Annotated in this window: 27 protein-coding genes; 9 read left to right on the forward strand and 18 right to left on the reverse strand. The window is 61.6% G+C overall.

What is annotated here, in order from left to right:
• Positions 1 to 163: 163 nt before the first annotated feature.
• The 13 genes from BUB72_RS02435 to BUB72_RS02495 all read right to left on the reverse strand — a co-directional run bounded on the left by BUB72_RS02435 (position 164) and on the right by BUB72_RS02495 (position 13075).
• Entirely contained in the window at positions 164 to 1276 is a 1113-nt protein-coding gene (locus BUB72_RS02435; protein WP_073139991.1) for a lytic murein transglycosylase, read from the reverse strand.
• A 71-nt stretch (positions 1277 to 1347) separates the two neighbouring features.
• Positions 1348 to 2124 (reverse strand): crotonase/enoyl-CoA hydratase family protein, encoded by a 777-nt coding sequence (locus tag BUB72_RS02440; RefSeq protein ID WP_073139993.1) that lies wholly within the window; start codon positions 2122 to 2124, stop codon positions 1348 to 1350.
• A gap of 12 nt (positions 2125 to 2136) precedes the next feature.
• Complete coding sequence (locus tag BUB72_RS02445) at positions 2137 to 2976, reverse strand: hydroxymethylglutaryl-CoA lyase (RefSeq protein WP_073139996.1); 840 nt, start codon at positions 2974 to 2976, stop codon at positions 2137 to 2139.
• Positions 2973 to 3629, reverse strand: coding sequence for a glutathione S-transferase family protein (locus BUB72_RS02450; protein ID WP_073139999.1), 657 nt, complete (start codon positions 3627 to 3629; stop codon positions 2973 to 2975). Before BUB72_RS02450 ends, BUB72_RS02445 begins: the two co-directional genes overlap by 4 nt.
• A complete protein-coding gene (locus tag BUB72_RS02455; RefSeq protein ID WP_073140002.1) occupies positions 3622 to 5553 on the reverse strand; it encodes an ATP-binding protein in 1932 nt (643 codons plus the stop codon). The genes BUB72_RS02450 and BUB72_RS02455 overlap by 8 nt, the downstream gene beginning before the upstream one ends.
• A gap of 141 nt (positions 5554 to 5694) precedes the next feature.
• The gene (locus BUB72_RS02460; RefSeq protein WP_073140005.1) at positions 5695 to 7290 is read right to left on the reverse strand and encodes a carboxyl transferase domain-containing protein; all 1596 of its coding nucleotides are present in this window, start codon (positions 7288 to 7290) and stop codon (positions 5695 to 5697) included.
• 6 nt (positions 7291 to 7296) lie between these two features.
• A complete protein-coding gene (locus BUB72_RS02465) occupies positions 7297 to 7767 on the reverse strand; it encodes a lysozyme inhibitor LprI family protein (RefSeq protein ID WP_073140008.1) in 471 nt (156 codons plus the stop codon).
• Positions 7764 to 8240, reverse strand: a complete 477-nt coding sequence (locus tag BUB72_RS02470; RefSeq protein WP_073140011.1) for a hypothetical protein — start codon at positions 8238 to 8240, stop codon at positions 7764 to 7766. Before BUB72_RS02470 ends, BUB72_RS02465 begins: the two co-directional genes overlap by 4 nt.
• Positions 8241 to 8250: 10 nt before the next feature.
• Positions 8251 to 8601: a hypothetical protein gene (locus tag BUB72_RS02475; protein ID WP_073140014.1), complete on the reverse strand. Its 351-nt coding sequence runs from the start codon at positions 8599 to 8601 to the stop codon at positions 8251 to 8253.
• On the reverse strand, positions 8598 to 9125 hold the full coding sequence (locus tag BUB72_RS02480) for a hypothetical protein (protein ID WP_073140018.1): 528 nt from the start codon (positions 9123 to 9125) through the stop codon (positions 8598 to 8600). Before BUB72_RS02480 ends, BUB72_RS02475 begins: the two co-directional genes overlap by 4 nt.
• A complete protein-coding gene (locus BUB72_RS02485; RefSeq protein WP_073140021.1) occupies positions 9122 to 10285 on the reverse strand; it encodes an acyl-CoA dehydrogenase family protein in 1164 nt (387 codons plus the stop codon). Before BUB72_RS02485 ends, BUB72_RS02480 begins: the two co-directional genes overlap by 4 nt.
• 857 nt (positions 10286 to 11142) lie before the next feature.
• Complete coding sequence (locus BUB72_RS02490; protein WP_073140496.1) at positions 11143 to 12354, reverse strand: DegT/DnrJ/EryC1/StrS family aminotransferase; 1212 nt, start codon at positions 12352 to 12354, stop codon at positions 11143 to 11145.
• A gap of 55 nt (positions 12355 to 12409) precedes the next feature.
• Positions 12410 to 13075 carry an HAD-IA family hydrolase gene (locus BUB72_RS02495; RefSeq protein WP_073140024.1) on the reverse strand — a complete coding sequence of 222 codons (666 nt, stop codon included), beginning with the start codon at positions 13073 to 13075 and terminating at the stop codon, positions 12410 to 12412.
• A 123-nt stretch (positions 13076 to 13198) separates the two neighbouring features.
• On the opposite strand from BUB72_RS02495, the gene glmU reads away from it, so the two are divergent.
• The 3 genes from glmU to BUB72_RS02510 are packed head-to-tail and all read left to right on the forward strand — an operon-like array spanning position 13199 to position 17061.
• Positions 13199 to 14554, forward strand: coding sequence for a bifunctional UDP-N-acetylglucosamine diphosphorylase/glucosamine-1-phosphate N-acetyltransferase GlmU (gene glmU, locus BUB72_RS02500; protein ID WP_281250173.1), 1356 nt, complete (start codon positions 13199 to 13201; stop codon positions 14552 to 14554).
• The gene (gene glmS / locus BUB72_RS02505; protein WP_073140030.1) at positions 14555 to 16378 is read left to right on the forward strand and encodes a glutamine--fructose-6-phosphate transaminase (isomerizing); all 1824 of its coding nucleotides are present in this window, start codon (positions 14555 to 14557) and stop codon (positions 16376 to 16378) included.
• Positions 16375 to 17061 carry a DNA alkylation repair protein gene (locus BUB72_RS02510; RefSeq protein ID WP_073140033.1) on the forward strand — a complete coding sequence of 229 codons (687 nt, stop codon included), beginning with the start codon at positions 16375 to 16377 and terminating at the stop codon, positions 17059 to 17061. The genes glmS and BUB72_RS02510 overlap by 4 nt, the downstream gene beginning before the upstream one ends.
• Here BUB72_RS02510 and BUB72_RS02515 read toward each other — a convergent pair.
• A complete protein-coding gene (locus BUB72_RS02515) occupies positions 17058 to 17564 on the reverse strand; it encodes a hypothetical protein (protein WP_073140500.1) in 507 nt (168 codons plus the stop codon). The two genes, BUB72_RS02510 and BUB72_RS02515, sit on opposite strands and share 4 nt — an antisense overlap.
• 85 nt (positions 17565 to 17649) lie before the next feature.
• On the opposite strand from BUB72_RS02515, the gene moaA reads away from it, so the two are divergent.
• The 4 genes from moaA to BUB72_RS02535 all read left to right on the forward strand — a co-directional run bounded on the left by moaA (position 17650) and on the right by BUB72_RS02535 (position 20285).
• Complete coding sequence (gene moaA, locus BUB72_RS02520; RefSeq protein ID WP_073140036.1) at positions 17650 to 18654, forward strand: GTP 3',8-cyclase MoaA; 1005 nt, start codon at positions 17650 to 17652, stop codon at positions 18652 to 18654.
• Positions 18647 to 19075, forward strand: coding sequence for a hypothetical protein (locus BUB72_RS02525; RefSeq protein ID WP_073140039.1), 429 nt, complete (start codon positions 18647 to 18649; stop codon positions 19073 to 19075). The genes moaA and BUB72_RS02525 overlap by 8 nt, the downstream gene beginning before the upstream one ends.
• A 68-nt stretch (positions 19076 to 19143) precedes the next feature.
• Positions 19144 to 19905: a sulfite exporter TauE/SafE family protein gene (locus tag BUB72_RS02530; protein WP_073140043.1), complete on the forward strand. Its 762-nt coding sequence runs from the start codon at positions 19144 to 19146 to the stop codon at positions 19903 to 19905.
• A gap of 149 nt (positions 19906 to 20054) precedes the next feature.
• Positions 20055 to 20285, forward strand: a complete 231-nt coding sequence (locus tag BUB72_RS02535) for a hypothetical protein (RefSeq protein WP_073140045.1) — start codon at positions 20055 to 20057, stop codon at positions 20283 to 20285.
• A 30-nt stretch (positions 20286 to 20315) separates the two neighbouring features.
• Here the strand turns inward: BUB72_RS02535 and BUB72_RS02540 are convergent, their stop codons facing one another.
• The 4 genes from BUB72_RS02540 to argE form a co-directional block, all read right to left on the reverse strand.
• Positions 20316 to 21476 (reverse strand): M20 aminoacylase family protein, encoded by a 1161-nt coding sequence (locus BUB72_RS02540; protein WP_073140048.1) that lies wholly within the window; start codon positions 21474 to 21476, stop codon positions 20316 to 20318.
• Between the two features lie 70 nt (positions 21477 to 21546).
• Positions 21547 to 22053, reverse strand: a complete 507-nt coding sequence (locus BUB72_RS02545; RefSeq protein ID WP_073140051.1) for a DUF421 domain-containing protein — start codon at positions 22051 to 22053, stop codon at positions 21547 to 21549.
• The gene (locus tag BUB72_RS02550; protein WP_073140055.1) at positions 22050 to 22688 is read right to left on the reverse strand and encodes a DUF998 domain-containing protein; all 639 of its coding nucleotides are present in this window, start codon (positions 22686 to 22688) and stop codon (positions 22050 to 22052) included. Before BUB72_RS02550 ends, BUB72_RS02545 begins: the two co-directional genes overlap by 4 nt.
• 67 nt (positions 22689 to 22755) lie before the next feature.
• Positions 22756 to 23907 carry an acetylornithine deacetylase gene (argE, locus tag BUB72_RS02555; RefSeq protein WP_073140058.1) on the reverse strand — a complete coding sequence of 384 codons (1152 nt, stop codon included), beginning with the start codon at positions 23905 to 23907 and terminating at the stop codon, positions 22756 to 22758.
• Between the two features lie 209 nt (positions 23908 to 24116).
• Between argE and BUB72_RS02560 the strand changes: the two genes are divergently transcribed.
• Together BUB72_RS02560 and BUB72_RS02565 are read left to right on the forward strand one after the other, a co-directional pair.
• The gene (locus BUB72_RS02560; protein ID WP_073140061.1) at positions 24117 to 25133 is read left to right on the forward strand and encodes an ABC transporter ATP-binding protein; all 1017 of its coding nucleotides are present in this window, start codon (positions 24117 to 24119) and stop codon (positions 25131 to 25133) included.
• Positions 25081 to 26121 carry an ABC transporter ATP-binding protein gene (locus tag BUB72_RS02565; protein ID WP_139250593.1) on the forward strand — a complete coding sequence of 347 codons (1041 nt, stop codon included), beginning with the start codon at positions 25081 to 25083 and terminating at the stop codon, positions 26119 to 26121. Before BUB72_RS02560 ends, BUB72_RS02565 begins: the two co-directional genes overlap by 53 nt.
• Positions 26122 to 26168: the final 47 nt, after the last annotated feature.

Here is a 26168-nt window from a genome sequence, read left to right on the forward strand (position 1 = left end):
TGATCTTTACGCCTGAGCGCGCAGGGGGTCAACCGATGGACCCCCCCACTTGTCACCGAATAGTCCTAATTTTTGTGGCATTTAGGACGGTTGTTTTGGTTGGCATTTGACGCAGCGCAACAAGCAGGCCGATTTCGGCTGCACCTGCACGCTGAGTCGCCCCCTACCCCAGCCGCTGCAAAAGTGCGGGTGACGGGTTGCCCGTGGCCTCCAGACCGATGCTGCGCTGATAGGCGGCGATGGCGGCTTTGGACTTTGGCCCCAGCACCCCGTCCGCCCCGCCCGTGTCGAAGCCCTTCGCCGTCAGGCGGGTTTGCAGGCGCTTGCGATCGTCTATTTTCAGCCCGTATTTATCCGGCCCGAACGGCGTTTTCAGTGGCCCGCCGCCCGCCAGCCGGTCCGCCAGATGCCCAACCCCCAGCGCGTAATTGTCGGAGTTGTTGTAGCGCTTAATGGCGCGGAAGTTCTGCCCCACCTCGAAGCGCGGCCCACCGGGATCGGGTTGCAACCCGCCCGAGGTCACCTCGCGCCCCCAAGGCTGCGAGCGCTGCCAGCCGGAGCGCGCCAGATAGGCGGCGGTCGAGGCCAGCGCGTCGGACGGGTCATCCGACCAGATGTCGCGCCGACCGTCGCCGGTGAAGTCTACCGCAAACAGCTGGTAGGAGGTCGGGATAAACTGCGTGTGTCCCATCGCCCCCGCCCAAGAGCCAACCAAACGGTTCGGCGTTGTGTCACCACTTTGCAAAATCTTCAGCGCGGCAATCAGCTGCTTCTCGAAGAATACGCCCCGCCGCCCTTCAAAGGCCAGCGTCGCCGTGGCCGAGACCACAGGAACATTGCCGCGACGGGTGCCGAAATTGCTCTCCACCCCCCAGATGGCCGCGACCACATTGGCGGGCACGCCATACTTGGCCTCGATGGCATTGAGGCGGGACCGCTCGCGGGCGAAGGCCACACGACCGGCACGGATTTTCTCCTCCGAGGCGACGATGGCCAGATAATCCTCGAAGCTGCGTTTGAATTCTGTCTGGTTGCGGTCACGCTCGATCACCTCGGGCAGGAAGCCGACGCCGCGCATCCCCGTTTGCAGGGTGCTGGCGGTGATGCCTTTGGACAGCGCGCGGGTTTTGAAACCTGCGACCCACGCGTCAAACGCAGGGTTGGGCACCGCGCGCATCGTCGGGGTTGCGGTCGGTGCGGAGACACCCCCGCCGGTGCTGCACGCCTGAAGGGCTGAGGCCCCTGTCAGGGCAATAAAATGGCGGCGGTTGATCATCGGGCTGCTCCCTCTGTTATGGGTTTGTTTTGCGCTACGTTAGCGCATTCCCACGTGCCGTGAAACAGCCGCTAACGCACCCAAGCTGCCTTTCGCTTGTCAAAGAACGCGGCGATGCCCTCGGCGCTCTCGGCGCTGTCCCAACGGGTCACCAGCGCCTTAATGGAATGCTCCACCTCCGCCTGCCCCGGCGCGCCGCCCAAATGCAAGGCCAGCGCTTTGGCCTCGGCCACTGCACCCGGCGCGCAGGCCAGATAGGGGGTGATTTCCGCCTCGACGGCGGCGTCGAGATCGTCTGATACACGCGCAATGATGCCCAAGGCCTGCGCCTCATCTGCGCCAAAAACGCGGCTGGACATGAACACCCGCCGCGCGTTGCCTTCGCCCATGCGGGCGACCACGTAAGGCCCGATGGTGGCGGGGATCAGGCCCAGCTTGGTTTCGGTCAACCCGAACTTGGTGTCCGGTGCCGCAAGCGCCACGTCGCACACGCAAGCCAAGCCAACACCGCCACCAAAGGCCGCGCCTTCGATGCGGCCAATGACGGCTTTGGGCAGCGTGTTCCACGCGCCCAGCATTGCGGCCAGCTTGCCGGCTTCACGACCACGGGTCTCGCCATCCGCGTCGATCTGCGCGCGCATCCAGTTCAGATCACCGCCCGCACAAAACAGCGCGCCCGCCCCGCGCAGCACCACCGCGCGCACCGTGTCGTCCGAGGCAAGCGCTGCGGCGCAATCTGTTAACTCCGCAATCATCTCGCCAGACATGGCGTTGCGCTTGTCGGGGCGGTTCAGGGTGACCGTCGCCACGCCGCGCGTGTCGGTGTCTGTCAGTAAGGTCTCATACATCACGTCGTCTCCTTATCCGCGCATCGCTTGGGCCATCCGGCCCGCCCGTGCCACAATGTCTGCATCAAGTCCGGTCGGATGGCCTGCGCTTTCCAGATGGGCCAGAACCGCCTCCGTCGCGACATTGCCCGCCGCACCGGGCGCATAGGGGCACCCGCCCAAGCCCGCGACCGCAGCATCAAAAACCCGCACTCCGTGGGACAGAGCCACATCAATGTTGAGCAACGCGCGCCCCGCTGTGTCATGGAAGTGACCTGCCAACTTATCAGCCGCGCAGACTTGCGTCACCGCCGTCAGCATCGCGTCAATTTGTTCCGGCGTGGCACGGCCAATGGTGTCACCCAGCGAGACCTCGTAGCAGCCCAGCTTGAACAACCGCGCCACCACGCGGGCCACATCGGCAGGATCGGTCGGACCGTCATAGGGGCATTCGGCCACGCAGGACACATAGCCGCGCACCGGCATCGGGGCGGCCTCCATGATCGGGATGAACCGCGCAATGCTTTCTTCAATCGTCGCGTTCACATTGGCCTTGGAGAACCCTTCCGAGGCGCTGGCGAACACCGCCACCTCGTCCGCCTTCGCGGCAATCGCACCCTCCAGCCCGCGCATATTCGGGGTCAGAGCGGCGTAAGACACACCGTCCGCACGGGTAATGCCGTGCAACACCTCCGCGCTGTCGGCCATTTGAGGCACCCATTTGGGCGAGACGAAACTGGCCACCTCGATCCGCTTGAAGCCCGCCGTGGACAGCATATCCACCAACGCGATCTTGTCGGCGGTGGCGATCTGCGCCTTTTCGTTTTGCAGCCCGTCACGGGGGCCGACCTCGAAGATTTCGACCGCACTCATGCTGGCACCTCATAGAACTCTTTGGGGTAAAGACGCTCCCCGTCCGGCGGCAGAGACTTTTGAAAGCCCTCGCGGGCGGTGATGCGGGCGTACCAAGCGCAAAGGCGCGGGAAAGGTTCGATATGTGTAAAATGGCGGCCCGAATACACCGAATATCCGCATGAAATGTCGACTGCGGAAAAGCCGCTCTCCAGCAAATAGTCGCGATTTTGCAGCCGTCCCTCCAGGGCGGCGTAGCATTTTCCTATCCGCGCCGCCTCCAGCTTCATCACGATGGGACTGCGCATGTGGTCTTCATACAGGGCAATGTGCTGCTGGGTCAGAGCGGCGCAATGCTGGGTGATGGTCTCGGCGAAATGTACCCAGACCAGCCAGTCGGCCCGTTCGGGGTCGCCCGCAGCGCGGCCAAGGTTCCCTGCGGGGAACCTTTCGCACAGATATTCGGTGATCGCACCTGTCTCGAACAGTGTTTGCCCGTCGATCTCCAAAGCTGGAACGCGGCCCGAGGGGTTCAGTTTCAGGTATTCCTCCGACCGCAGGTTCTTGCCGAACGGATGCACCACCACATCAAACGGCACACCCAGCTCGTGCAGCAACCACAGGCTGCGCATGGAGCGGGTCTGGTGCGCGTGATGCAGCGTGATCTCAGTCATCGGCCTCCATCCGCACCAAAGCGGCCCCCGCCGTGACTTGATCACCTGCGCTTGTCATGACCTCGGCAACGGTCCCGTCGGCCTCGGCCCGTAAGGCGTGTTCCATCTTCATGGCCTCCAACACCAGCAAGCGGTCGCCCGCTTTCACTTCTGCACCTGCCGCCACGTCGACCACGCGAACAAGTCCCGGCATCGGCGCTCGTGTGACCCCGTCGCCTGCTCCCTGAACGGCAGCGCGATCCAACGGGTCCACTACGGTGAACGGATAGGTCTCGCCCCAGAACACCGCGCCCTGAGTGCCGTTGCACCAGACCGACGCGGCGGTTTTGGCGCTGTCAACGCGCCAAGCACCGTTCGTGTGGCTGATGTCATGGGTGGCGTCCGGCAGAGTGACCCTGAACTGGGTGGGCGACAGCGTCTCGACCCTTGCGGTCTCATCCTCGTCAAAGGCGAAGCGAGCGGTCTGTTCGACCCCGCCCCACAGCGACACCCCTGCGAACGCAGGCACCGAACGGTGCAACCCAAGAGCTGCGACCGCTGCCAGCGCGCGGGTTTTGGTGCAGGGTTCGGTGGACTTGGTCAACACCTCCAAGTCGCGCTCGATCAGTCCGGTGTCCACGTCACCTGCGGCAAAGCCGGAGTGTTCCGACAGTGCTGCGAGGAAGCCGATATTGGTGACCGTCCCGCCGATCCGTGTGGCTTTCAGCGCCCGTGTCAGTTGTGCCAGCGCCGTTGCGCGGTCGGGGCCGTGCACGGTCAGCTTGGCGATCATCGGGTCGTAATGCGGGCTGATCTCGTCGCCCTCCCGCACGCCGGTATCAATCCGCGCGCCGTCCGCAAACTGCAGCTGGTGCAGCGTGCCGATGGCGGGCAGGAACCCTGCGGGGACATCTTCGGCATAGATGCGGGCCTCGAAGGAATGGCCGGTGATGGAGAGGTCCTCCTGCTGAGCCGGAAGCCCCTGCCCCGACGCCACGCGCAGCTGCCATTCCACCAGATCGACGCCGGTGATGGCTTCGGTCACGGGATGCTCGACCTGAAGCCGCGTGTTCATTTCCATGAAGTAGAACCGGTCCGCCTGTAGCCCCTCCGAAGCGTCGACGATGAACTCCACCGTCCCTGCACCCGCATAGCCCACAGCCTCCGCCGCGCGGACGGCCGCCTGCCCCATGGCGTCGCGCATCTCGGGCGTCATGCCGGGGGCCGGAGCCTCCTCGATCACCTTCTGGTGGCGGCGTTGCAAGGAGCAGTCGCGCTCGAACAGATGCACCGCCTTCGTGCCGTCACCAAACACCTGCACCTCGATATGGCGGGGGGTCGAGACGTATTTCTCGATCAGCACGGCGGCGTTGCCGAAGGCCTTCTGCGCCTCGGTCTGGGCAGCTTCCAACTCCTGCGCGAAGTCCTTGGCGGCGTTGACGCGGCGCATGCCTTTGCCGCCACCGCCCGCGACCGCTTTGATGAGTACAGGGTAGCCGATCTTGTCTGCCTCGGCGGCCAGATTGTCTTGGCCCGCCTCGTGATAGCCCGGCACCACGGGAACGCCCGCTTTGACCATCAACGCCTTGGCGGCGTCCTTCAAACCCATGGCGCGGATGGCGTGGGCGGAGGGGCCGATGAAGGTCAGGCCAGCGGCGTCCACCGCCTCCACGAAGTCGGGATTTTCCGACAGGAAGCCATAGCCCGGATGAATCGCCTGTGCGCCCGTGGCTTTAGCCGCCGCGATGATCGCGTCGCCGCGCAGGTAGCTTTCCGCAGGGGTGGCACCGCCGAGAGAGATGGCCTCGTCGGCCATTTCCACATGGCGGGCGTTTGCGTCCACGTTGGAGTGCACGGCCACAGTGCCGACGCCCAAGCGGCGGCAGGTGTCGATGATCCGGCAAGCGATTTCGCCGCGATTGGCAATGAGGATTTTAGTGAACATCTTTAGCGCCTTGTCTTGAGATTTTGGCAGGCCACGCGGCAAAGCCGCAGGGCTGGGCGGCACAAAGAGGCTCGATGCCGCTTTGGGACGCCCCTCTCTTAAAGAAGCGTGGCCTTACGGGGACCACTCCGCGAGACCTCATCACATCCGGAACACGCCGAAGCGTGTCTCCTCTATCGGCGCGTTCAGCGCGGCGCGCAGCGACAGGGCCAACACCTCGCGGGCTTTACGCGGATCAACAATACCGTCATCCCAGAGCCGTGCGGAGGCGTATAACGGATGCGATTGCTCCTCGAACATGTCAATCGTGGGTTGCTTGAACGCGGCCTCCTCCTCGGCGGACCATGTACCGCCCTTGCGCTCGATCCCGTCGCGCTTGACCGTTGCCAGAACGCCCGCAGCTTGCGGGCCGCCCATGACGGAAATACGTGAGTTGGGCCAAGACCACATGAAGCGGGGCTGATAGGCGCGGCCCGCCATGCCGTAATTCCCCGCCCCGAAGGAGCCACCGATCACCATGGTGATTTTCGGCACGGAAGTCGTGGCCACGGCAGTCACCAGCTTGGCCCCGTGCCGCGCGATGCCTTCGTTTTCATACTGTCGCCCGACCATGAAGCCGGTGATGTTTTGCAGGAACACCAGCGGGATACGGCGTTGCGAGCAGAGCTCCACGAAATGCGCGCCCTTCTGGGCGGCCTCGGAGAACAGCACGCCATTGTTGGCGATGATGCCGACCTGCATGCCGCAGATGTCTGCGAAACCGGTGACCAGCGTCTCGCCAAACCGCTTCTTGAACTCGTCGAAGCGGGAGCCGTCGACGATGCGGGCGATCACCTCTCGGATGTCGTAGGGGGTGGTCAAGGAGGCGGGCACCACGCCGAGCAATTCGGACGGGTCATAGGCGGGTGCTTCGCCTTGTGTCGCGCTGCCAACCCCGCCGCCAATGTTCCCAACCGCCTGCCGTGCAAGGGCCAAAGCGTGGGCGTCGTCCTCGGCCAGATAATCCGCCACGCCGGACAGGCGCGTGTGGACGTCACCGCCGCCCAAGTCTTCGGCCGTGACGACCTCCCCCGTCGCGGCCTTCACCAAGGGCGGGCCTGCGAGGAAGATGGTGCCCTGTTCCTTCACGATAATCGTGACGTCGGACATGGCGGGCACGTATGCGCCGCCAGCGGTGCAGGACCCCATGACCACGGCGATCTGCGCGATGCCTTTGGCCGACATGCGGGCCTGATTGTAGAAGATGCGCCCGAAATGATCACGGTCGGGGAAGACCTCGTCCTGATTGGGCAGGTTCGCCCCGCCTGAGTCCACGAGGTAGACGCACGGCAGGTGGTTTTCCTCGGCTATTTCCTGCGCGCGGAGGTGTTTTTTCACCGTCATCGGATAGTAAGTGCCGCCCTTTACTGTCGCGTCGTTGCAGACCACCATGACTTGGCGGCCCTGCACCAAGCCGATGCCCGCGATGACACCCGCACACGGGGCCGCGCCATCGTAGAGCCCGTGGGCCGCTGTAGCGCCGACCTCAAGAAACGGCGAGCCGGGGTCGAGCAGGTTGGCGACGCGGTCGCGGGGCAGCATCTTGCCGCGGCTCTCGTGGCGCTCGCGCGGGCCTTCGCCGCCGCCCAGTGCGGCGTGCTCCGCCGCCTCTCGGACCACGCGCAAGGCGTCCAGATTTGCAGCCTCGTTGGCGCGGAACGCCTCGGAGCCTGCAGCGATGTTGGAGGTGAGTTTCATCAGTGGTTACCTCGGTCTCATGTCGCGCAAGGCGATGCTGCGTTCGGCGGTCATGACAAGCAGGCAATTGGCGTAGGCGATGCCGCGCACGGAGCCGCCTTCCCACTGGTCATAGGTCAGGTCACATTCGGCTTCGCGAAAGGCGATCCACGCGCGTTGCACGTTTTGCAACCCGCCCGCGAGATCGGTGCCTTCGTCAGCGTCGCGGGTTTTCAGGTCGGCGCGGGTGGTCTGGTATTCTTCGTTCAGGATATCGTCCCAAATGGCGGTTTCCGCCGTGATGCAGGTGGCGATACCTTGCGAGGTTGTCCCGCCCGGCAGCAACTGGCACTGGTCCGCCGCAGCCCCGAGGCAGTCAGGGCTGCGCTGGCCTTCCGGCGTGGCGGCGTGGCAGGCGTGAATACGGGCGGGCTCGACGGTCAGGTCCGCAGCAGAGAGCGGAGATGCCATCGCAAGCAATAGCAGCACGACCCTCATTGTTTGATCTCGCAATAACCCGCCGCAGAGCGGCCTTCCAAGCACGCCGCAAACTCACCCGACAGGCCCGCCAATTCGCTGATCTCGCACCCTAGCCGCGCGCTCTCTGCGCCGTTGGGCTTTGAGGCCGCAACCTCTTGGCATTTTTGCACAACGTAGCCGGTCCACTGGCCCATCAGGTCCAGCAACTCGGACGAGCCCTCGGACGTGACCGCCTCGATCACCTCGTCCTGCAAGGTTTTCACCGTGCCCGACCATTCCTCCCGCACGCCGCCAAGGCAGGTTGCGTGGGCATCGGTGCCGACCTCGTGGCGCACGCAGGGCTGGAACATCAACTCCACGCATTGGGGCCACGTGGTACCCGCCTCCATGGTCTCGAGGCACGCCAACACAAGGACCTTGTCCTTCGCGATGGTGTCTTGCGCCATGGCGGGATTCACGAACAGCGCGGCGATCAAGGGCAGATACTTCATAGACGATCCTTCAAGCCGCGTCGCGCGGGGCGAGCGGGGTTTTGGTGGCCCAGTCGGCGGGACCGTGTTGTGTGATCAAGCCACCAAGGGGGCCAACGTGATATTCGTAGTGCCGTGCCGCATCAAACGGCTCCGGGCCGCAAATGACAACCATGCGTGTGGTTTTGACCGGCGCAGGCCGCGCGCGGCAGTCGGTGCGTTTGGCGTCTTGGTGCGTGTCGAGGTAGCGGGCGGCGTAGGTCTCGATGATCTGGGTTTCGGTGAGTTCGAGCGTCGCGCGCTGATATTGCGCGACGGCAAGGATGCCGACCAGGCAAAGCAGGGCGAGGCCTGCGTAGTGGAGGGGGCGGAGGTGGGTCACCCGAAGACTCCGAAAGCGAGATAGAATCGAAAAAAGCCGTAAGTGATCAAGATCAAATATGTGATTGCAAGTATGTGAGGCAGCCTGAAAGTAAGATCGATCCGCTTTATCAAACGGGGCTTTTTATCATCTTCAAGCGCTTCATCCCATTTACGCCCCTCAAGATAAACCTCCTTTAGGAAGGTCTGGCGCGCCGTCCAATGAGCTCTCCAAGCTTCGCTATGAAACATCCAATTCAAGTGAATTACGTAGGCGCTCAGAATTGCGACCAATAACGCAGCGGCAAAAGAAGCCCCAGCGATCGCAGCGTCAATTTTGTCTACTTGTCCACTTGCAGAAAGGCTCATTAGCGTGGGTATAGCTAGCAATGCCCCACCAGCTACCAATATGGATTTCTGCACAACAAGCACACCGTATTCAAAAGCTTTTGACTCAGTATCCGAGATAGCGCCATGGAAGAATTTTTCGTCCTTATCGTATGCTTGGCTATACCTCTTTAGGTTGTCTTGCTTTGTCTCACTCACCCCATCGCCCCCATCAATTCCCGCCCAACCAGCATGCGCCGGATTTCGGAAGTCCCTGCTCCGATCTCCATCAGCTTGGCGTCGCGGAACAGGCGGGCTACGGGCGCGTCAGCCAAAAATCCAGCTCCGCCCATAGCTTGCACGGCTTGGTGGGCTTGGACCATGGCCTGCTCGGAGGAATAGAGGCAGCAGGCGGCGGCATCCTGACGGGTGATATTCCCACGATCACAGGCCCGGCCCGCCTCGTAGACATAGGCGCGGGCAGAGTTCATGGCGGTGTACATATCCGCGATCTTGCCCTGCATCAGTTGGAACGAGCCGATGGGTTTGCCGAACTGTTTGCGCTCGACCATGTAGGGCATGACCTCGTCCAGACAGGCGGCCATGATGCCGGTGCCGATGCCCGCCAGAACCACGCGTTCATAATCGAGGCCGGACATGAGGACGCGCACGCCGCGCCCCTCCTCGCCCAGCACGTTCTCGAACGGGACTTCAACATCGTCAAAGATCAGCTCCGCGGTGTTGGAGCCGCGCATGCCAAGCTTGTCGAAATGTGGGGAGGTGGAAAAGCCTTTCATCGACTTCTCGATGATGAAGGCTGTGATGCCTTTAGGGCCAGCTTCGGGATCGGTCTTGGCGTAGACCACCAAGGTGGAGGCGTCGGGGCCGTTGGTGATCCAGTATTTGTTGCCTGACAGACGGTAGTGATCGTTGCGCTTTTCCGCCTTCAGGGACATGGACACCACGTCGGAGCCTGCGCCTGCTTCGGACATGGCCAAGGCACCGACATGCTCGCCGGAGATCAGGCCGGGAAGGTATTTTGCCTTTTGATCGGCAGTGCCGTTCAGCTTGATCTGGTTTACGCAGAGGTTGGAATGAGCGCCATAGGACAGCGATACGGATGCGGAGGCGCGGGCGATTTCTTCGACGGCGATCACATGGGCAAGATAGCTCATGCCGGAGCCGCCGTCTTCCTCGGGGACGGTGATACCCAAAAGGCCTAGTTCGCCCATCTCGGTCCACAGATGCGCCGGAAAATCGTTCGACGCGTCCACGTCGGCGGCCAGCGGCTTCACGCGTTCCTGCGCCCAGCGATGAACCATCTCGCGCAAGGCGTTTACGTCTTCACCCAAGTCGAAATTCATTGAAGCGGTAAACATTGCGGCCCTCCCATTAATGAACGCACGTTCAAATAATAACCCTAGCGCTCTCACGGGTCAACAGCGTCAATTCGCCGACGAGAATTTACCGTCTGTCAATCGCGAGCAAGTTAAGTAAGCCCCTCAAAAGCAAGGTAGAGAATCCAATTACGGCAAAAATGGGTAAGGAAACCCTTACCTCCGACACCATCTTTAAGGCATAACCCCTTGCCAAATCAGCATTTACCTTGCGCTAAACGATGATTCTGCCCCACCGTCGACACATTGTCGAAGCCCAAACACTGAGAATAAAAATGATCTATCTAGCCTTCTACAGGGGAGAGGGTCGGCCGTTAAGCGACACGCTCGTAAAGTGGGTCACCCGCTCCGAGTTCTCGCATTGTGAACTATTAATCAGTAACCGCCCGCCCAAATCCGGTGAGACTCACCGCTGCGTTACGGCGCAGGGAAAACACGGCGGCGTCTGCGTGCGCGACCTCTACTTTCGGGAAGGGGCCTACGAATTTGTGCAGGTGCCTTGGGCGCCGCATGACACGTTCGAGCGCGCCGCCCAGCATCTGGGGCGGGGCTACGACTATTGGGGGCTACTGATGAGCCAGTTCATCAACCTGCGCCGCCATATCGAGGACCGGTGGTTCTGCTCGAAGCTTTGCGCGCGGGCGTTGGGGCTGTCGGAGGCGCACACCTATTCGCCCGGTGATCTGAAGCGGATCGTTGAGGAGCATAACCGCGTCTACCGCATGGCCCATCTGACTGCCGGCCAGTCGGCTGGGGCGCAAGGCGTATCGACCGCGCTGCCCGCCACACCGCCTGCACCGGCAAACGAGCCGGGCTATCCGGCGACCGGTCTGTCTGCCCTAGCCCGCCAAGGCCGCTCGGCCCTGCAAGGCGCGGGCCTCGCTTTGAATGATGCGGGCAATCACCTCGCAGTCAGCGACGGAGAAGGTCAACGGCAGGCGCATGTCCAGCAGGCCGGACAGAATTTCGTCCGTCCGCGCCAAGGCCTGCGGCCGCGCGTACCGCCAGCTGTCGTAGCGCGAGGTGAAGGCTTTGGGCTCGGCCGCGCCGAACCATTTAAGCTCCACGCCGCGGGCGGCGCATCGGGAGGTAAACTCCTCGATTTCCGGCCCCGAAGCCTCGGGCAGCCGGAACTGGACGGATGAGCCGACATACACCCCGCGCGGGTCGCGTTCGATAACCGCAAGGCCCGGCGCATTACGCAAGCCATTTTCCAAGGCGGCATACCGGTCGTTCCACGCCTGCACCTGCGCTGGCAATTTTGCCAGCTGCGGGCGCAGGATCGCGGCGCGCAGATTGTCCATACGGCCCGAGATATTCGGGGTGACGTATTTCACCCGTTCGAACACCTCGGCAGGTGGGGCCGCCGCGTGGCGTTCATAAAGCATATAGGAGCCGGACAGGATAATCGCCCGCGCCATGACCTCCGGATCGTCGGAGATCAGAAACCCGCCCTCGCCCGAATTCACATGTTTATAGGTCTGGCAGGAATAACAGCCGACAACGCCGTGCCGCCCCGAGGGCGTGCCTTGCCAGCTTGCCCCCATCGTGTGCGCGCAATCCTCGATCACGACGACCCCTGCGGCGTCGCAAATCGCCATGAGCCGGTCCATATCGCACAAATGCCCGCGCATATGTGACAACAGCAAGACCTTGGCCGCCGACGCCTCGATCTGCGCCTCTAAGTCATCAAGGTCGATGGTCAGGGTGTCGGCGGTTTCCACAAAAAGCGGCTCCGCGCCAACAGACGCAATCGCACCGGGCACAGGGGCCAGCGTGAAGCCGTTGGACAACACAGTGTCGCCAGCCTTCACCCCCACCGCGCGCAAGGCGCAGCCCATGGCATAGCCGCCAGAGGCCACCGCCAGCGCATATTTCGCCCCCGTAAAGGCGGCGAATTCCTGCTCCAGAAGCGCAGTTTCGCCCAGTTCGCCCTGTGTCACGTTATAGCGGTGCAGCCGCCCGTGCTGCAAAACGGCCATGGCGGCGGCAATCCCTTCGTCGGGGATGGGCTCTTGCTGGGTAAAGCTGCCGTCAAAAACTTCGAACATCACCAATGCCTCCGGCATGTTGCGGCCATGACATTGGTCGGGCGCAGATGGACAGTCAAGCGATGAGCCGCGCGACGATCCCGTCGAGGTCGTCGAAATGGTCCAACAGCGCCTCAGGCTTCAGGGAGGACACGTCGAAATTGCCCGGCCCGAAGGTCACAAGGATCGACGGCGCACCGGCATTGGTCGAGGTGTCGCGGTCAGTCTGGGTGTCGCCCACCAACACGGCACGGGCGGGATCGCCCCCTGCCCGCGTGACCGCTTCGACAAATGGCAACGGGTCCGGCTTGCGCACGGTAAGCGTGTCCGCCCCAACGAGGCTGTGGAACACGTCGCGGAAATCCAGCGCAGCCATAAGCTGTTCGGCCAGAACTTCGGGCTTGTTGGTGCAAATGCCGACCTTGTAACCGGCGTCCCGCAATCGCGACACGGCCTCCCGCGCACCGGGATAGATCGTGGTGTGGGTGGCGATGTCGTTGCCATAGGCCTCCAGCAGGATCGGAAACTGCTCGTCGATGTCACTTTGGGCAAACGGTTGGCCCAACCGCTCGAACCCTTCGGTCAGCATCGCCCGCGCACCGCGCACGGCGGTGCCGCGATCCGTTGCGGTTGTCAGCACGTCACCATGGCCCAACCCGCGAAAGCAGACATTGGCAGCGGCAAGCAGATCGCCGCTGGTATCGGCCAAGGTGCCGTCGAGGTCGAAAATTACCGTGCGCATGGATGCTTCCTTGTAACGTGGCGAAACCTGTTGTGACGCAGGCGCACCTTGCGCCGCAGCACGATACGGATAGAACGGGGGCAACAAGAAGGAAAGGCCGGGCAACCGGGAATGGCCTCAAGCGTGAGCAGTAAACCAGTCGCACTAATCCTATTGGCTGCCGGACAAGGCAGCCGCATGAATTCCGACCTTCCCAAGGTCCTGCACCAGATCGGCGCGGCCCCGCTGGCGATCCACGCCCTGCGTGCGGCGTCTGTGTTGGAGCCGGAGAAAACCGTGGTCGTCACCGGCCATGGCGCGGATCAGGTCGAAAAAGTGCTGACAAAGCATGACGACCAACTCACCTTCGCCCGCCAGACCGAACAAAACGGCACCGCCCACGCAGTGGACCAAGCCCGTCACGTCTTGGGCGATTTCGAAGGCGACGTGGTGGTCTTGTATGGTGACACGCCCTTCGTCTCCGGCGATACGCTGGAGCGGATGGCAGAGGCCCGCGCCACCGCAGATGTGGTCGTGCTGGGGTTCGATGCCGCTGATCCAGGTCGGTACGGCCGGTTGATCACCAAGGGTGACACGCTGGAAAAGATCGTTGAGGCCAAGGATGCCAGCCCTGAAGAGCTTGCTGTAACGCTTTGTAATTCCGGCGTCATTATGTGTGACGCGCGAACTATATTTGATTTGATTTCACGCGTTGGCAACGACAATGCCAGTGGCGAATATTACCTGACCGACATCGTCGGCCTCGCCCGTGCTGGCGGCATGAGCGCCGCCGCAGTAACCTGCGACGAGGCGGAGACCTTGGGGATCAATACCCGCGCCGAACTGGCCGCCGCCGAAGCCGCGTTTCAGGCGCGGATGCGGGCGGACGCACTGGAGAACGGCGTCTCCCTTGCCCAGCCCGAAACCACCTATTTCGCCTATGATACGGTGCTTGGCCGCGATGCGGTGATCGGCCCAAATGTGGTGTTCGGCCCAGACGTCACCGTCGAATCCGGCGCCGAGATCAAGGCGTTTTGCCATCTGGAGGGCTGCCATGTATCACAAGGTGCCGTCGTTGGCCCCTTTGCCCGCCTGCGCCCCGGTGCGGAGCTGGAGGAAGGTGCCAAAGTCGGCAACTTCGTCGAGATCAAGAACGCCACGCTGGCCGAAGGTGCGAAGGTCAACCACCTGTCCTATGTGGGCGACGCCCATGTCGGGGCTGGCGCGAATATCGGCGCAGGCACGATCACCTGCAATTATGACGGCGTGTTCAAACACCGCACGACGATCGGCGCGGGGGCCTTTATCGGCTCGAACACCTTGCTGATCGCCCCTGTCGACGTGGGTGCGGACGCCATGACGGGTTCCGGCACAGTGGTGACCGAGGATGTGCCTGATGGCGACCTTGCCCTGTCACGGGTCCGGCAGACCAACAAGACGGGGCTTGCCCGCAAACTGATGCAGATGCTGCGCGCCAAGAAGATGAAGAAGGACGCTTAAATGTGTGGAATCGTTGGAGTTCTTGGAACTCATGAAGTTGCACCGATCATAGTCGAAGCGCTGAAGCGTCTCGAATATCGCGGCTATGACAGCGCAGGGATCGCGACCGTTAATAACGGGGAGCTGGACCGCCGCCGCGCTGTGGGCAAACTTGTGAACCTGTCGGACCTTCTGGTCCATGACCCGCTTGCAGGGAAATCCGGCATCGGCCACACCCGCTGGGCTACCCATGGTGCCCCATCCGTGGTGAACGCACACCCGCATCAATCGGGTCCGGTTGCAGTCGTCCACAACGGAATTATCGAGAACTTCAAAGAGTTACGCGCCGAACTTGCAGCAGATGGCTACGTCAGCGAGACCGAGACCGATACGGAAACAGTGGTACTGCTGGCGCGCCGGTTTCTGGAGCAAGGTCTTGCCCCGCGCGACGCCGCCGAGCAAACCATCGCGATGCTGGATGGCGCGTTTGCGCTGTGCTTCCTGTTCCACGGCGAAGAGGATTTGATGATCGCGGCGCGTAAAGGCTCCCCCCTTGCGATCGGCCATGGCGACGGCGAGATGTATGTCGGGTCGGACGCCATTGCGCTGGCCCCGATGACCAACCGCGTGACCTATCTGGAAGAAGGCGACCGCGCGGTGCTCACCCGAACCAGCCTCGAAATCTACGATGCGAACGGCCAGTTGGCGAACCGCGCGGCGAAGACGCTGGCGCTTGACGAAGCGCGGATCGAGAAAGCCGGGCACAAACACTTCATGGCCAAGGAAATCGCCGAGCAACCCATCGTGCTGGCGGATGCGCTGAAGGCGTATAGCACCGCGGACGGCAAAGGCATCGAGCTGCCAAACGGCACGCTGGATTTCACCAAATGCGACCGCATCACCATGGTGGCCTGCGGCACGGCAAACCTTGCCTGTCAGGTGGCGAAATACTGGTTCGAGCAGATCGCGGGCCTGCCCGTCGACGTCGATATCGCGTCCGAGTTCCGCTACCGCAAGCCGGTGATCTCGGACAAGTCCTACGCGCTGTTTGTGTCTCAGTCCGGCGAGACGGCGGATACCTTGGCCGCCCTGCGCTACGCCAAGGACCGCGCCGCGATGATCCTGTCGGTGGTGAACGTGCCCGAAAGCTCCATCGCCCGCGAAAGCGATCTGGCCTTGCCGATCATGGCAGGCGTCGAGGTTGGGGTGGCCTCCACCAAAGCCTTCACCTGCCAGCTATTGGCCCTGGCGGCGCTGGCGTTGAAGGCAGGCCATCAACGCGGCCATCTGGACGACGCGGCCTTGGCCGCGCATATGGCGGACCTGAACCTGCTTCCCGGCATATTGAACCAATCCCTTGCGCTGGAGAAATCCATCAAGCGCGTGGCGCGGAAGATTGCATCGGCACAAGACGTGCTGTTTTTGGGCCGTGGCCCGATGTATCCGCTGGCCCTTGAAGGCGCATTAAAACTGAAAGAGATCAGCTATATACACGCCGAAGGTTATGCATCAGGTGAATTGAAGCACGGCCCCATTGCGCTAATCGACAAGAACGTACCGGTCGTGGTGATGGCCCCGACGGACGAGCTTTTCGACAAGACCATATCCAACATGCAAGAAGTCATGGCGCGCGGCGGCAAGGTCGTGCTGATCACCGACGCCGAGGGCGCGAAAGAAGCCAGCGACGGCGTTTGGGAGACCGTGGTGATGCCCAGCATCAGCCCCTTCCTCGCGCCCATCTTGTATGCGGTTCCGGCGCAACTTCTGGCCTACCACACCGCTGTTGCCAAAGGCACCGATGTGGACCAGCCTCGCAACCTCGCAAAATCGGTGACTGTAGAATGAACCCGGACACTGCACTCGCCCATCTCGAAAGCCTCGCGGATGCGAGCAAGGCCGACGAGCTTGCCGCCTATCACGGGGTTGAGCGTCGCTATCTAGGCATTCCGACCCCGACACTGGATGCGCTGGCGAAAGACTGGCGCGGCGATGATCTTGCCACCCGCCTGACCCTTGCCGCAGCCCTGTGGGACAGCAATATTCACGAGGCGCGTATCTGCGCCGCGAAGCTTCTGACGCAGGCAAGGTTGCGCCCCGACGATGCGCCCGCTTGGGACTTGATCGTGTCTTGGTTGCCTGAGGTGGATTGTGCGGCCATTGCCGACCAAGTTGCCAATGCCGGAGCCAAACGCGTGGTTTGGGATACCTCAAGGCTGGACCAAATGGACGCGTGGACAGCATCCGAGCATGTCTGGACCCGCCGCGCGGTGCTGGATTTCACCCAACCATGGACCAAACAGAACCGCTCCAAACTGGCAGACGAGGCCGTTCGCGACCGTGTTCTGGGCTGGGCCGCGCTGTATGCCGAAGACCATGACCCGCTGATCCAGCGCGCCGTTGCGTGGTGGCTGCGGGACCTGTCGCGGTTCGATGTGCCTCGGGTGCAGGCGTTTCTGGAGGAGCATGGCGACCGGATGACCCGCTCCGCGCGTCGCGAAGCGGCCCAGATGATCAAGCGTCAGAGCTAGCTTTTAGAGACGGTCAACGTCGCCAGATCGGTAAGCCCCAAATCCAGCGCCCGCATCGCTGCAAGCGAAATGCGGCTGCCCGCAGAGGCAGGGCCGTCAATCGGGATCAGTTTCACTTGAACCACCGCGCCGCCTGCTGTCTCGACAGAGCCTTGGGTTTCGGTCTCGACAAGCGGCGTGCGCAGCCAGAATCCCTGCTCCGTCGGATCGCCCAAGCTGGCCACGGTCTTGCCAAGCACGGAACCGCCCGCAGGTGCCGCAGTGGCGGCTTCCTTCTCGGCTTCGGTGGTTTTGTCCAGCGACGCGGCGCTTTGCCCACCTGCCCCGACTTCGACCACCGATGGCTCGGTCGGTGCTGGCGGGTCAGTTGCGTCGACATCGCTTAACGACTCGTCGATCGGAGGTTCGGGCTGCGCACCCAGCCCTTCAAACGGGTTTGAAAACTGCCCCCCGCATGCGGAAAGCGTCACGATAAGGGCGGCGGATAGGATATGGTGTTTCATACCAAAAAGGTTACCCGCTCCGAAACCGTTCATCAACGACCTAAGTTGGGTTGTCGCGGGGCGCGCCGGGGACTACCTTAAGCACATGAAAAATCCTCTCGTCGATCCGTTTCAGCGTGCCATCACCTATCTGCGCCTGTCCGTCACGGACCGCTGCGACTTTCGCTGCGTCTATTGCATGTCCGAGAACATGCAGTTTTTGCCCAAGAAAGAGCTGCTGACACTGGAAGAGTTGGACCGCCTGTGCACCGCGTTTATCGGTCTCGGCGTTGAAAAGCTGCGCATTACCGGCGGGGAGCCTTTGGTGCGGCGCGGAATCATGGGCTTTTTCGAAGGCATGGGGCGACATCTGGAAAGCGACGCGCTGAAAGAGCTGACGTTGACCACCAATGGCTCCCAGTTGGAAAAATACGCGGCTGACCTGTATGCGGCTGGTGTGCGTCGGGTGAATATCTCGCTTGATACGCTGGACGAAAAAAAATTCGCCGAAATCACCCGCTGGGGCCGCCTGCCTCAAGTGCTGCGCGGCGTGGAAGCTGCATTGAAAGCAGGCCTCAAGGTCAAGATCAACGCCGTGGCGTTGAAAGGCTTCAACGAGGACGAGTTGTTCGATCTCGCCGCGTGGTGTGCCGATCTGGGGATGGACCTGACTTTTATCGAAGTGATGCCCATGGGCGATATCGGCAACGAAAACCGCATCGGGCAATTCTGGTCGCTGAACGATCTGCGCGCGACTTTGGCCGAACAGTTCACCCTGACCGACCTGTCGGATCGCACGGGCGGCCCTGCCCGTTATATGCGGCTTGAGGAGACCGGTCAGAGGATCGGCCTGATCACGCCGCTGTCCCACAATTTCTGCGAAAGCTGCAACCGCGTGCGGATCACCTGCACCGGTGAGATTTACACGTGCTTGGGCCAAGAAGGGAAATCCGATCTGCGCGGACCTTTGCGGTCCTCGGAAAGCGACGCCCCTCTGGAAGAGGCCATTCGCGCCGCGATTGGCCTGAAACCCAAGGGCCACGATTTCGATTATTCCCGCCAAGAACTGGGCGGCCAGATGTCGAGGCATATGAGCCATACGGGTGGCTAAGGTCTGGGTCGCGGGTTGGTTTAGTCTGTTTGCCGCTTGGCTTTTGCATGAAGTTGTCACCTTCGGCTTTTTTCATGGCTACCTGACCGGCGAGCGCCAACTGGGCTACGGCATCTATCCCGCCAGCCTTGGTGGCATCATCATCGAAGCCTTGGTCATCTGCGCTGTTGGCGCAGCCTTGCTCGCTATAGTGAGTTTTTTGCTAAGATCGAACAGCTTGAGGTGGCCAGTTTTGGGTGCCGCGTGGCTAACCCTGTGTCTGTGGTCCTATTTTGAAACAGCGTTTGGATACCGTGGCGACTTCGGGGCTACTTGGTACTGGCACGAGCCGTTTTGGGCGTTGATGTGGTCCCCGTGGCTCACGCCTTTGGCGACTTTGCTGGGCCTTATCCCTTTCCTCTGGTTCATACGAAAACCCTAAGCCCGCTGGTCAGCGCTGTCGTCTTGTGGCACTGGATGTGACACACATTCCAAGAACCTCGGACCGTTATGACCCTTTTCGAAATTCTGCTGCTCCTCTCTGCCGCCTTTGGCGCGGGTGTTCTGAACACCATTGCGGGTGGCGGCACGTTCCTGACCTTCCCCGCCCTCGTTTTCGTTGGCATCCCGCCGGTAGTGGCCAACGCGACCTCGACGGTCGCCGTGTTGCCCGGCTATCTGGGCGGAGCGCTCGGGTTTCGCAAAGAGGTCATGGAGTTCGACCGCAAGCAGCTGATCCGCCTGATCGGGATCGGGCTGCTCGGGGGGGCGGTTGGATCATTCCTGCTGCTGATCTCGTCGGACCGCGCGTTCTCGGCCCTTGTGCCGTTCTTGCTGTTGCTGGCCACGCTGGTTTTCCTGTTCGGCGCGCGCATCCGCGCATGGGCGGCCAAGCGATCGCAATCGGTCACGCCGTTTGGCTTTGTCGGCATGTTCGCGGTGTCGACCTATGGCGGCTACTTCAACGGCGGGCTCGGGATCATTCTGCTGGCGCTGTTCTCGCTGTGGGGGATGACGAATATCCACCAGATGAACGGGCTGAAAACCGCGATGAGCTTTATTCTATCCATGATCTCGGTCGCAATCTTCGCGGGTGCAGGGATTATCGAGTGGCAAGCGGGCCTGATGATGATGGTCGCCTCCACCGCGGGGGGCTACGCGGGTGCGCCGATTTCCAAAGCGCTGCCAATGCCGGTCGTTCGCGCGATCGTCGCGACCGTCGGATTCGTGATGAGCGCGGTCTTTTTCTACCGTGTTTTCATCGCCGGATAGCTCAGCGTTCCGCGAGTGTGAGTAAACCGTGTGGGCGGCGTGAATTACGCCTCCCGCCTATTTGCAGCACGAAAAACCCTCTCTATGCAAAGATTAAGGCACATCAATATTTCCGTGCCACTGGTTTTGTTTTTATGGAGTTCTGTCTGATGGACAGCCTTGGGTTTCTTGCATACGGCTTCGTGCTTTTGTCAGCATCGACCAATGACATCCGCTGGCTGCGCGCCGCGTTGTTCGGGTCCAACCTGCTATTCATCGCTTATGGGTTCGCGTTGGAACTTATGCCGATCCTGTTGTTCAACCTGCTGCTTGGTGGCATCAACGGCTATCAGGCCTTCCGCGCATGGCGGCGGCCCGTCATGATCGTGCATCCGTCATAGGCAGGCGGGGTCTCCCACGCCTGTGACAGCTCAGCTTGCCAAGCGTTGCTCCACGATTTCAGCCCACCAGCTGCATCCAGCCGGAATAGCCTCGTCGTTGAAGTTGTATTCGGGGTGGTGGACGCTGGCGGTGTCGCCGTTGCCCACAAGGATATAGGCACCGGGGCGTTCTTCCAGCATGAAAGCGAAATCCTCGCCGCCCATGACCAAGGGCGCTTCCGCGCAATCGCCGGAAACTTTGGTTGCGACCGAGGCCGCGAATTCGGTCTGCTCCTCATGGTTCACCATGACGGGATAGCCTTTGATGTAGTTCACCTCCACAGTGCCGCCAAAGGTCGTGGCCACGCCTTGTGCGATTTCCGGCAGGCGCTTGGCCGCCAGATCGCGCATTTCGGTGGACATGGTGCGGACGGTGCCTTTCAGGGTGACCGTCTCAGGGATCACATTGAACGCTTTGCTCTCGGTTTCGAAGCTGGTGACGGAGACGACGATTTGTTGCACCGGATCGGCGTTGCGCGAGGCAATGGTTTGCAATGCCAGAACCAGATGCGACGCCATCACGGTGGTATCAATCGTTTCTTGCGGCTTGGCCGCATGCCCGCCACGGCCTTTGACGGTGAGCGTAAACGTGTCGGTCGCCGCGAAGAAAGCGCCAGGGCGGATCGCAAAGCTGCCGACAGGTTTGCCGGGCCAGTTGTGCATGCCGTAGACCTCGTCGATGGACCAGTGGTCCATCATCCCGTCCTCGCACATCTCGCGACCGCCGCCGCCGCCTTCTTCGGCGGGTTGGAAGATCACCACGACCGTGCCGTCAAAATTGCGTGTCTCGGACAGATATTTCGCAGCGCCCAGCAGCATCGCCGTGTGGCCATCATGCCCGCAGGCATGCATCGCGCCGGGCGTTTTGGAGGCATAGTCCAGACCCGTCGCTTCTAGGATCGGCAGCGCATCCATGTCGGCGCGCAAACCGATAGTTTTGCCGGAGCTGTTCGACTTGCCCTTGATCACCCCGACGACACCCGTGCGCCCGATGCCCTCGACGACCTCGTCACAGCCAAACGCGCGGAGCTTTTCGGCCACAAGGGCGGAGGTCCGGTGGGTTTCAAACAGGATTTCAGGATTCTCGTGAATGTCACGACGCCATTCGGTGATTTCTGGCAAAAGTTCGGCAAAGCGGTTTTTGACGGGCATGGGAGTGTCTCCTGATTGGACTCACTGGCCAGACTGCCTGCCTTGTTCCGTCCCTGCAAGTCACGTTCGCTCAGTTGCGGGCAGGCACATCGCCCCAAGAAACGTCTTCGAGCAGCAGATCGTCAACCGCATCACCGTGCAGAACGGAGACGTCGCCAGTGGTCTCCAGTATCACCGCGCGCACCTTTGACAATTCCAGTGCATTGGCCTCCCGCAACTTGCCTATCAGCTCCGCGCGGGTAACACGGGTTCGTTGGAGATTGGCCTCCAGTATTTCCCCGTCATACATCAGGAACACCGGCGGGTTGTCGAGCGCGTCGCCCCAACCGAAGCGCTCTCGCAGGCGCGCAAGCGCGTGGCGCAGCGCGAACAGGAACACCAGCGCCACTGGACCGATCCAAACGGGCGTCGAGGTGCTGGTCATAATGAAGGCGAGGATCGACCCTATCGCCACCGTCAACGCAAAGTCGAAACCTGCCATTTTCGAGAATGACCGCAAGCCATTGATCCGAACCAGCGCGACGATCACCACAATGGATATTGCCGCGCGCATCAAAAGTTCCAGCGTCGTGCTCATGACTTCTCTCCCCGTGCTTGTCGGGCTCTTTGAATGAATATGACCGACAAAAGTATAACAAAAGCGCAGGCGATACCGCCCAAAGCGCGTTCGTAAAGTCCGTCTATTCCCGTTGGCAAAAAGAAGAACACCGGCGCCGACACTGCCCAAATCCCTGCAAGAACGAAGCACGAAACCTTCGCCCATGAGGCGTGGCACCCTGCCCCCGACGCCATGCACAGCGGGGCAAGCAGGAAGAAGATACCCAACCCGTAAACAAGGTAGATATGGATAACCACGCCATCGCTGTCGCCATCGCCGTATTCGTTGCGCGCGCCGACGATAATGACCAACGCGGCAAGGGCAGCGAGGCTCAGGATGCCGACGGACCAGCCGACATTACCCAAATGGGCATGCGACGCCGCAAGCGCCGTCGCCATTAGTCCAATGGCAAATCCGTACAGGCCGACATCCATAATAATCTCGCCCTCGCCCGCCGCCAAGTCGGAGATGGTATCAGCAATCCAGTCATGATTTGGAACGAAATAAGGACCCATGATGGTCGCGGAGATTAGCGAGACGCAGCCCAGCAGGCCCAGAACGCCAAGGCAGAAGAGGAGATGGGGGCGCTCGGTGCCGTATTTCTGCTTGTCCATCACGCCACCTCGCATTTTCGTCTGCTAAGACAACGCCGAGCCGGGCAGTTTGGTTGCAAAGATGCGTTCAGCTTGCCAGATGGTCCACCAATTTCGCCATGAACGCCTGCCCCGCCTCAAACTGCGAGACTTCAAGAAACTCGTTGGGCTGGTGGGCTTGGGCGATATCGCCGGGGCCGCAGATGATGGCGGAGTAGTCTTTTTCCTGAAACTGACCCGCCTCGGTGCCGTAGCTGACCACATGGGAGGCGTTGTCACCTGTAAGCTGGCGTACCAGACGTTCGGCCTCGCCGTCCTGTTCAGGTTGGAGCGGCGGCACATGAAACCGTTGGGTGATCTCGATACGGGTTTCGGGAACCACCGCTTGCATCAAGGCTTCGACCTCTTCCACGCGGGCGAACAGCGCGTCGCGATAGGTGTTGATGTCGTCACCGGGAACCAAGCGGAAGTCGATGCCAAACTCGCAATCCTTGGCGGTGATGTTATGCGCGGTGCCGCCCCAGATTTTACCGGTGTGCAGGGTGGTGAACGGCGGATCAAACTGTGCGGCAAGCGCCGACGGTGTTGCCGCGATATTGGCGTCGTTTATCTGATTGGCCCATTCGATCAGCTTCACGCCATACATGATGGCGTTGACGCCCGTATGCAGCAGGGAGGAATGGACCTCAAACCCGTGCACATGAATCCACCAGCCATAACCGCCCTTGTGGCCGGACACGGCTTTCATCATCGACGGCTCCCCCACCACCACGGCACCCGCGGCGGGCAGATGCTTGCGCATTTCCGCGATCATCGGCGGGGCGCCAAGACAGCCCACCTCCTCGTCATAGCTAAGTGCGATTTGCAAAGGCCGCTTCACGCCACGCTTCAGGGCCAATGGAACGGCGGCCAAGGCCAGCGCATCAAACCCCTTCATATCGCAGGTCCCGCGCCCGTAAAGCTTGCCGTCTTTTTCGACCACGGTGAACGGATCGGTGTCCCATGCCTGCCCCTCGACGGGGACCACATCGGTATGGCCCGACAGTACGACGCCGCCCTCAACTTCGGGGCCAACATTGGCATAAAGCGACGCCTTGTTGCCCTCGTCATTATAGACGCGGGTGGCGGAAACGCCGTGACCTTTCAGGTAGTCCTCCACCCAGTCGATCAGATCCAGATTGCTGACATTGCTGACCGTTTGAAATGACACCAGTTTGTCTAGAATGGCGCGTGCGTCCATGAGGGCGTCCTTTGCTGGGCGAGGGTTTACCGAGTGGAGGGTGATCCTCGCGTGGCAAAGCGTCAAGGCCCGTGCTCAAGATTTCGACATCGACGGCGGAGGCGCGCGCGCGTCCCAGAAAAACCGTTGCCAGACGAAATTCTAGTGTTAACCTCAATCCTTAAGGTGAGCATTGGAGGCTACCGGTGCCGCTTCACAGGGGGAATTGAATGCCAGACGGGCCCGCGCCAGTCCAAGAACCCGTGCTTGATGTACGGAGCCTTAAGACCGTTTTCAAAACCCGCTCCGGTGAGGTTCACGCCGTAAACGACGTCAGCTTCGACGTGCGTCCCGGTGAGTTGCTGGGTGTTGTGGGCGAAAGCGGGTCTGGCAAATCGGTGACGATGATGTCGCTGATCGGGCTGCTGCCCTCGCCCCCGGCAGACATTCGCGGCGGTCAGGTTCTGTTTGACGGCAACGACCTTCTCGCCACCGATGCCGAGACCCTGCGCAAGGTGCGCGGCGGACGAATCGGCTTCGTGTTTCAGGACCCGATGACCTCGCTCAACCCGGTGTTCAATGTCGGCTTCCAGATCATGGAGCCTCTGCGCAGACATATGGGCATGACGAAAGCGCAGGCGCGCCTTCGGGCCTGCGAATTGTTGGAACTCGTCGGCATTCCGGATGCGTCGCGCCGCCTGAAAGACTACCCGCACCAGTTTTCCGGCGGGATGCGCCAGCGGGTGATGATCGCGATTGCACTGGCGTGCGATCCGAAAGTTCTGATCGCGGACGAGCCGACGACCGCGCTGGACGTGACCATTCAGGCGCAGATCATCGAGCTGGTCAAAGACCTGCGCGAAAAACTGGGAATGGCGATCATCTGGATCACCCACGACCTTGGCGTCATCGCAGGCATCGCCGACCGTGTCATGGTGATGTATGCGGGCCAAGTGGTCGAACAGGCCCCGACGCGGGAGCTGTTTGGCAACCCGCAACACCCCTATACCCGTGCGCTTCTGGAAACGATCCCGACTGTGCGCGGCGCGCGCCCCGAGAAACTGAACGTGATCCAAGGCCAGCCGCCCATTCTGGGTGCGGCCCCGAGCGCCTGCCCCTTCCGCGATCGTTGCGCGTTCCGATTTGACCGCTGCGACCGCGAAAATCCCGTGCGCATCCCCGCAGGCCCCGGCCATGACGCCGCGTGCTTCTACGATTTCAACACGGGAGGACCGCGCGGTGCTTGACGAGCCGAAGCAACCCCTTGTCCGTGTCGACAATTTGAAGATGCATTTCCCGATCTTCGGCGGGTTGCTGCGCAGACGGACTGGTGAAGTGAAAGCTGTCGACGGCATCTCCTTCGACATCTTCGAGGGGGAAACCCTCGGATTGGTTGGCGAATCCGGTTGCGGGAAATCCACGGTAGGCCGCTCGGTGCTACGGCTCTACGAGGTCACCGACGGCTCGGTGACCATCGACGGGCGTGACATTGCCCATGCCCCACCTGAAGAGCTGCGCCAGATGCGCACCCAGATGCAGATGATCTTCCAAGACCCGCAGGCGTCGTTGAACCCGCGCATGAAGGTGTCCGAGATTATCGCGGAGCCGCTGCGCGAGCATCACGCAGGCACCGCCACCGAGCGCCGCCAACGGGTGTTGGAGCTGATGGATCAGGTGGGCTTGAACCGCGACTTTGCCAACCGCTATCCACACGAGTTTTCCGGCGGCCAGCGCCAGCGGATCGGTATCGCCCGCGCGCTTGCTCTGAACCCGAAATTCATCGTGTGCGACGAGCCGATTGCCGCATTGGACGTGTCCATTCAAGCGCAGGTGGTCAACCTGCTGGAAGAGTTGCAAAACGAGCTGGGGCTGACCTATCTGTTCATCTCCCACGATCTGTCGATGGTACGCCACATCGCCGACCGCGTGGCGGTCATGTATCTGGGCCGCATCGTCGAGCTGGCCCCGCGCGACGCGCTGTATGACGACCCGCTGCACCCGTATACCAAGGCCCTGCTCAGTGCGGTGCCAGAGCCAGACCCTGCGATTGAGGAGAAGGTTGAACGGATCATTCTGACAGGCGATGTCCCGTCGCCGTCGAACCCGCCGCAAGGCTGCAACTTTTGTACCCGCTGCCCTGCGGTCATGGATATTTGCAAACGCGACGAGCCGGAGTTTCGAGAGGTTCAACCGGGCCGTTTCGTCGCCTGTCACCACTTTAACGACATCATATAGAGCGTTGTAAAAACGCCGAAAGAGGCTCCATGAGCACCCAACAAGGA

The organism is Litoreibacter ascidiaceicola, assembly GCF_900129235.1.
Taxonomy (GTDB): domain Bacteria; phylum Pseudomonadota; class Alphaproteobacteria; order Rhodobacterales; family Rhodobacteraceae; genus Litoreibacter; species Litoreibacter ascidiaceicola.

Excerpts from the sequence above, each read along its gene's own strand:
- BUB72_RS02435 (WP_073139991.1), bottom strand. The coding sequence starts at position 1,276 with ATGATCAACCGCCGCCATTTTATTGCCCTGACAGGGGCCTCAGCCCTT.
- BUB72_RS02440 (WP_073139993.1), bottom strand. The coding sequence starts at position 2,124 with ATGTATGAGACCTTACTGACAGACACCGACACGCGCGGCGTGGCGACG.
- BUB72_RS02445 (WP_073139996.1), bottom strand. The coding sequence starts at position 2,976 with ATGAGTGCGGTCGAAATCTTCGAGGTCGGCCCCCGTGACGGGCTGCAA.
- BUB72_RS02450 (WP_073139999.1), bottom strand. The coding sequence starts at position 3,629 with ATGACTGAGATCACGCTGCATCACGCGCACCAGACCCGCTCCATGCGC.
- BUB72_RS02455 (WP_073140002.1), bottom strand. The coding sequence starts at position 5,553 with ATGTTCACTAAAATCCTCATTGCCAATCGCGGCGAAATCGCTTGCCGG.
- BUB72_RS02460 (WP_073140005.1), bottom strand. The coding sequence starts at position 7,290 with ATGAAACTCACCTCCAACATCGCTGCAGGCTCCGAGGCGTTCCGCGCC.
- BUB72_RS02465 (WP_073140008.1), bottom strand. The coding sequence starts at position 7,767 with ATGAGGGTCGTGCTGCTATTGCTTGCGATGGCATCTCCGCTCTCTGCT.
- BUB72_RS02470 (WP_073140011.1), bottom strand. The coding sequence starts at position 8,240 with ATGAAGTATCTGCCCTTGATCGCCGCGCTGTTCGTGAATCCCGCCATG.
- BUB72_RS02485 (WP_073140021.1), bottom strand. The coding sequence starts at position 10,285 with ATGTTTACCGCTTCAATGAATTTCGACTTGGGTGAAGACGTAAACGCC.
- BUB72_RS02490 (WP_073140496.1), bottom strand. The coding sequence starts at position 12,354 with ATGTTCGAAGTTTTTGACGGCAGCTTTACCCAGCAAGAGCCCATCCCC.
- BUB72_RS02495 (WP_073140024.1), bottom strand. The coding sequence starts at position 13,075 with ATGCGCACGGTAATTTTCGACCTCGACGGCACCTTGGCCGATACCAGC.
- glmS (WP_073140030.1), top strand. The coding sequence starts at position 14,555 with ATGTGTGGAATCGTTGGAGTTCTTGGAACTCATGAAGTTGCACCGATC.
- BUB72_RS02510 (WP_073140033.1), top strand. The coding sequence starts at position 16,375 with ATGAACCCGGACACTGCACTCGCCCATCTCGAAAGCCTCGCGGATGCG.
- BUB72_RS02515 (WP_073140500.1), bottom strand. The coding sequence starts at position 17,564 with ATGAAACACCATATCCTATCCGCCGCCCTTATCGTGACGCTTTCCGCA.
- moaA (WP_073140036.1), top strand. The coding sequence starts at position 17,650 with ATGAAAAATCCTCTCGTCGATCCGTTTCAGCGTGCCATCACCTATCTG.
- BUB72_RS02530 (WP_073140043.1), top strand. The coding sequence starts at position 19,144 with ATGACCCTTTTCGAAATTCTGCTGCTCCTCTCTGCCGCCTTTGGCGCG.
- BUB72_RS02535 (WP_073140045.1), top strand. The coding sequence starts at position 20,055 with ATGGACAGCCTTGGGTTTCTTGCATACGGCTTCGTGCTTTTGTCAGCA.
- BUB72_RS02540 (WP_073140048.1), bottom strand. The coding sequence starts at position 21,476 with ATGCCCGTCAAAAACCGCTTTGCCGAACTTTTGCCAGAAATCACCGAA.
- BUB72_RS02545 (WP_073140051.1), bottom strand. The coding sequence starts at position 22,053 with ATGAGCACGACGCTGGAACTTTTGATGCGCGCGGCAATATCCATTGTG.
- BUB72_RS02550 (WP_073140055.1), bottom strand. The coding sequence starts at position 22,688 with ATGGACAAGCAGAAATACGGCACCGAGCGCCCCCATCTCCTCTTCTGC.
- argE (WP_073140058.1), bottom strand. The coding sequence starts at position 23,907 with ATGGACGCACGCGCCATTCTAGACAAACTGGTGTCATTTCAAACGGTC.
- BUB72_RS02560 (WP_073140061.1), top strand. The coding sequence starts at position 24,117 with ATGCCAGACGGGCCCGCGCCAGTCCAAGAACCCGTGCTTGATGTACGG.
- BUB72_RS02565 (WP_139250593.1), top strand. The coding sequence starts at position 25,081 with ATGACGCCGCGTGCTTCTACGATTTCAACACGGGAGGACCGCGCGGTG.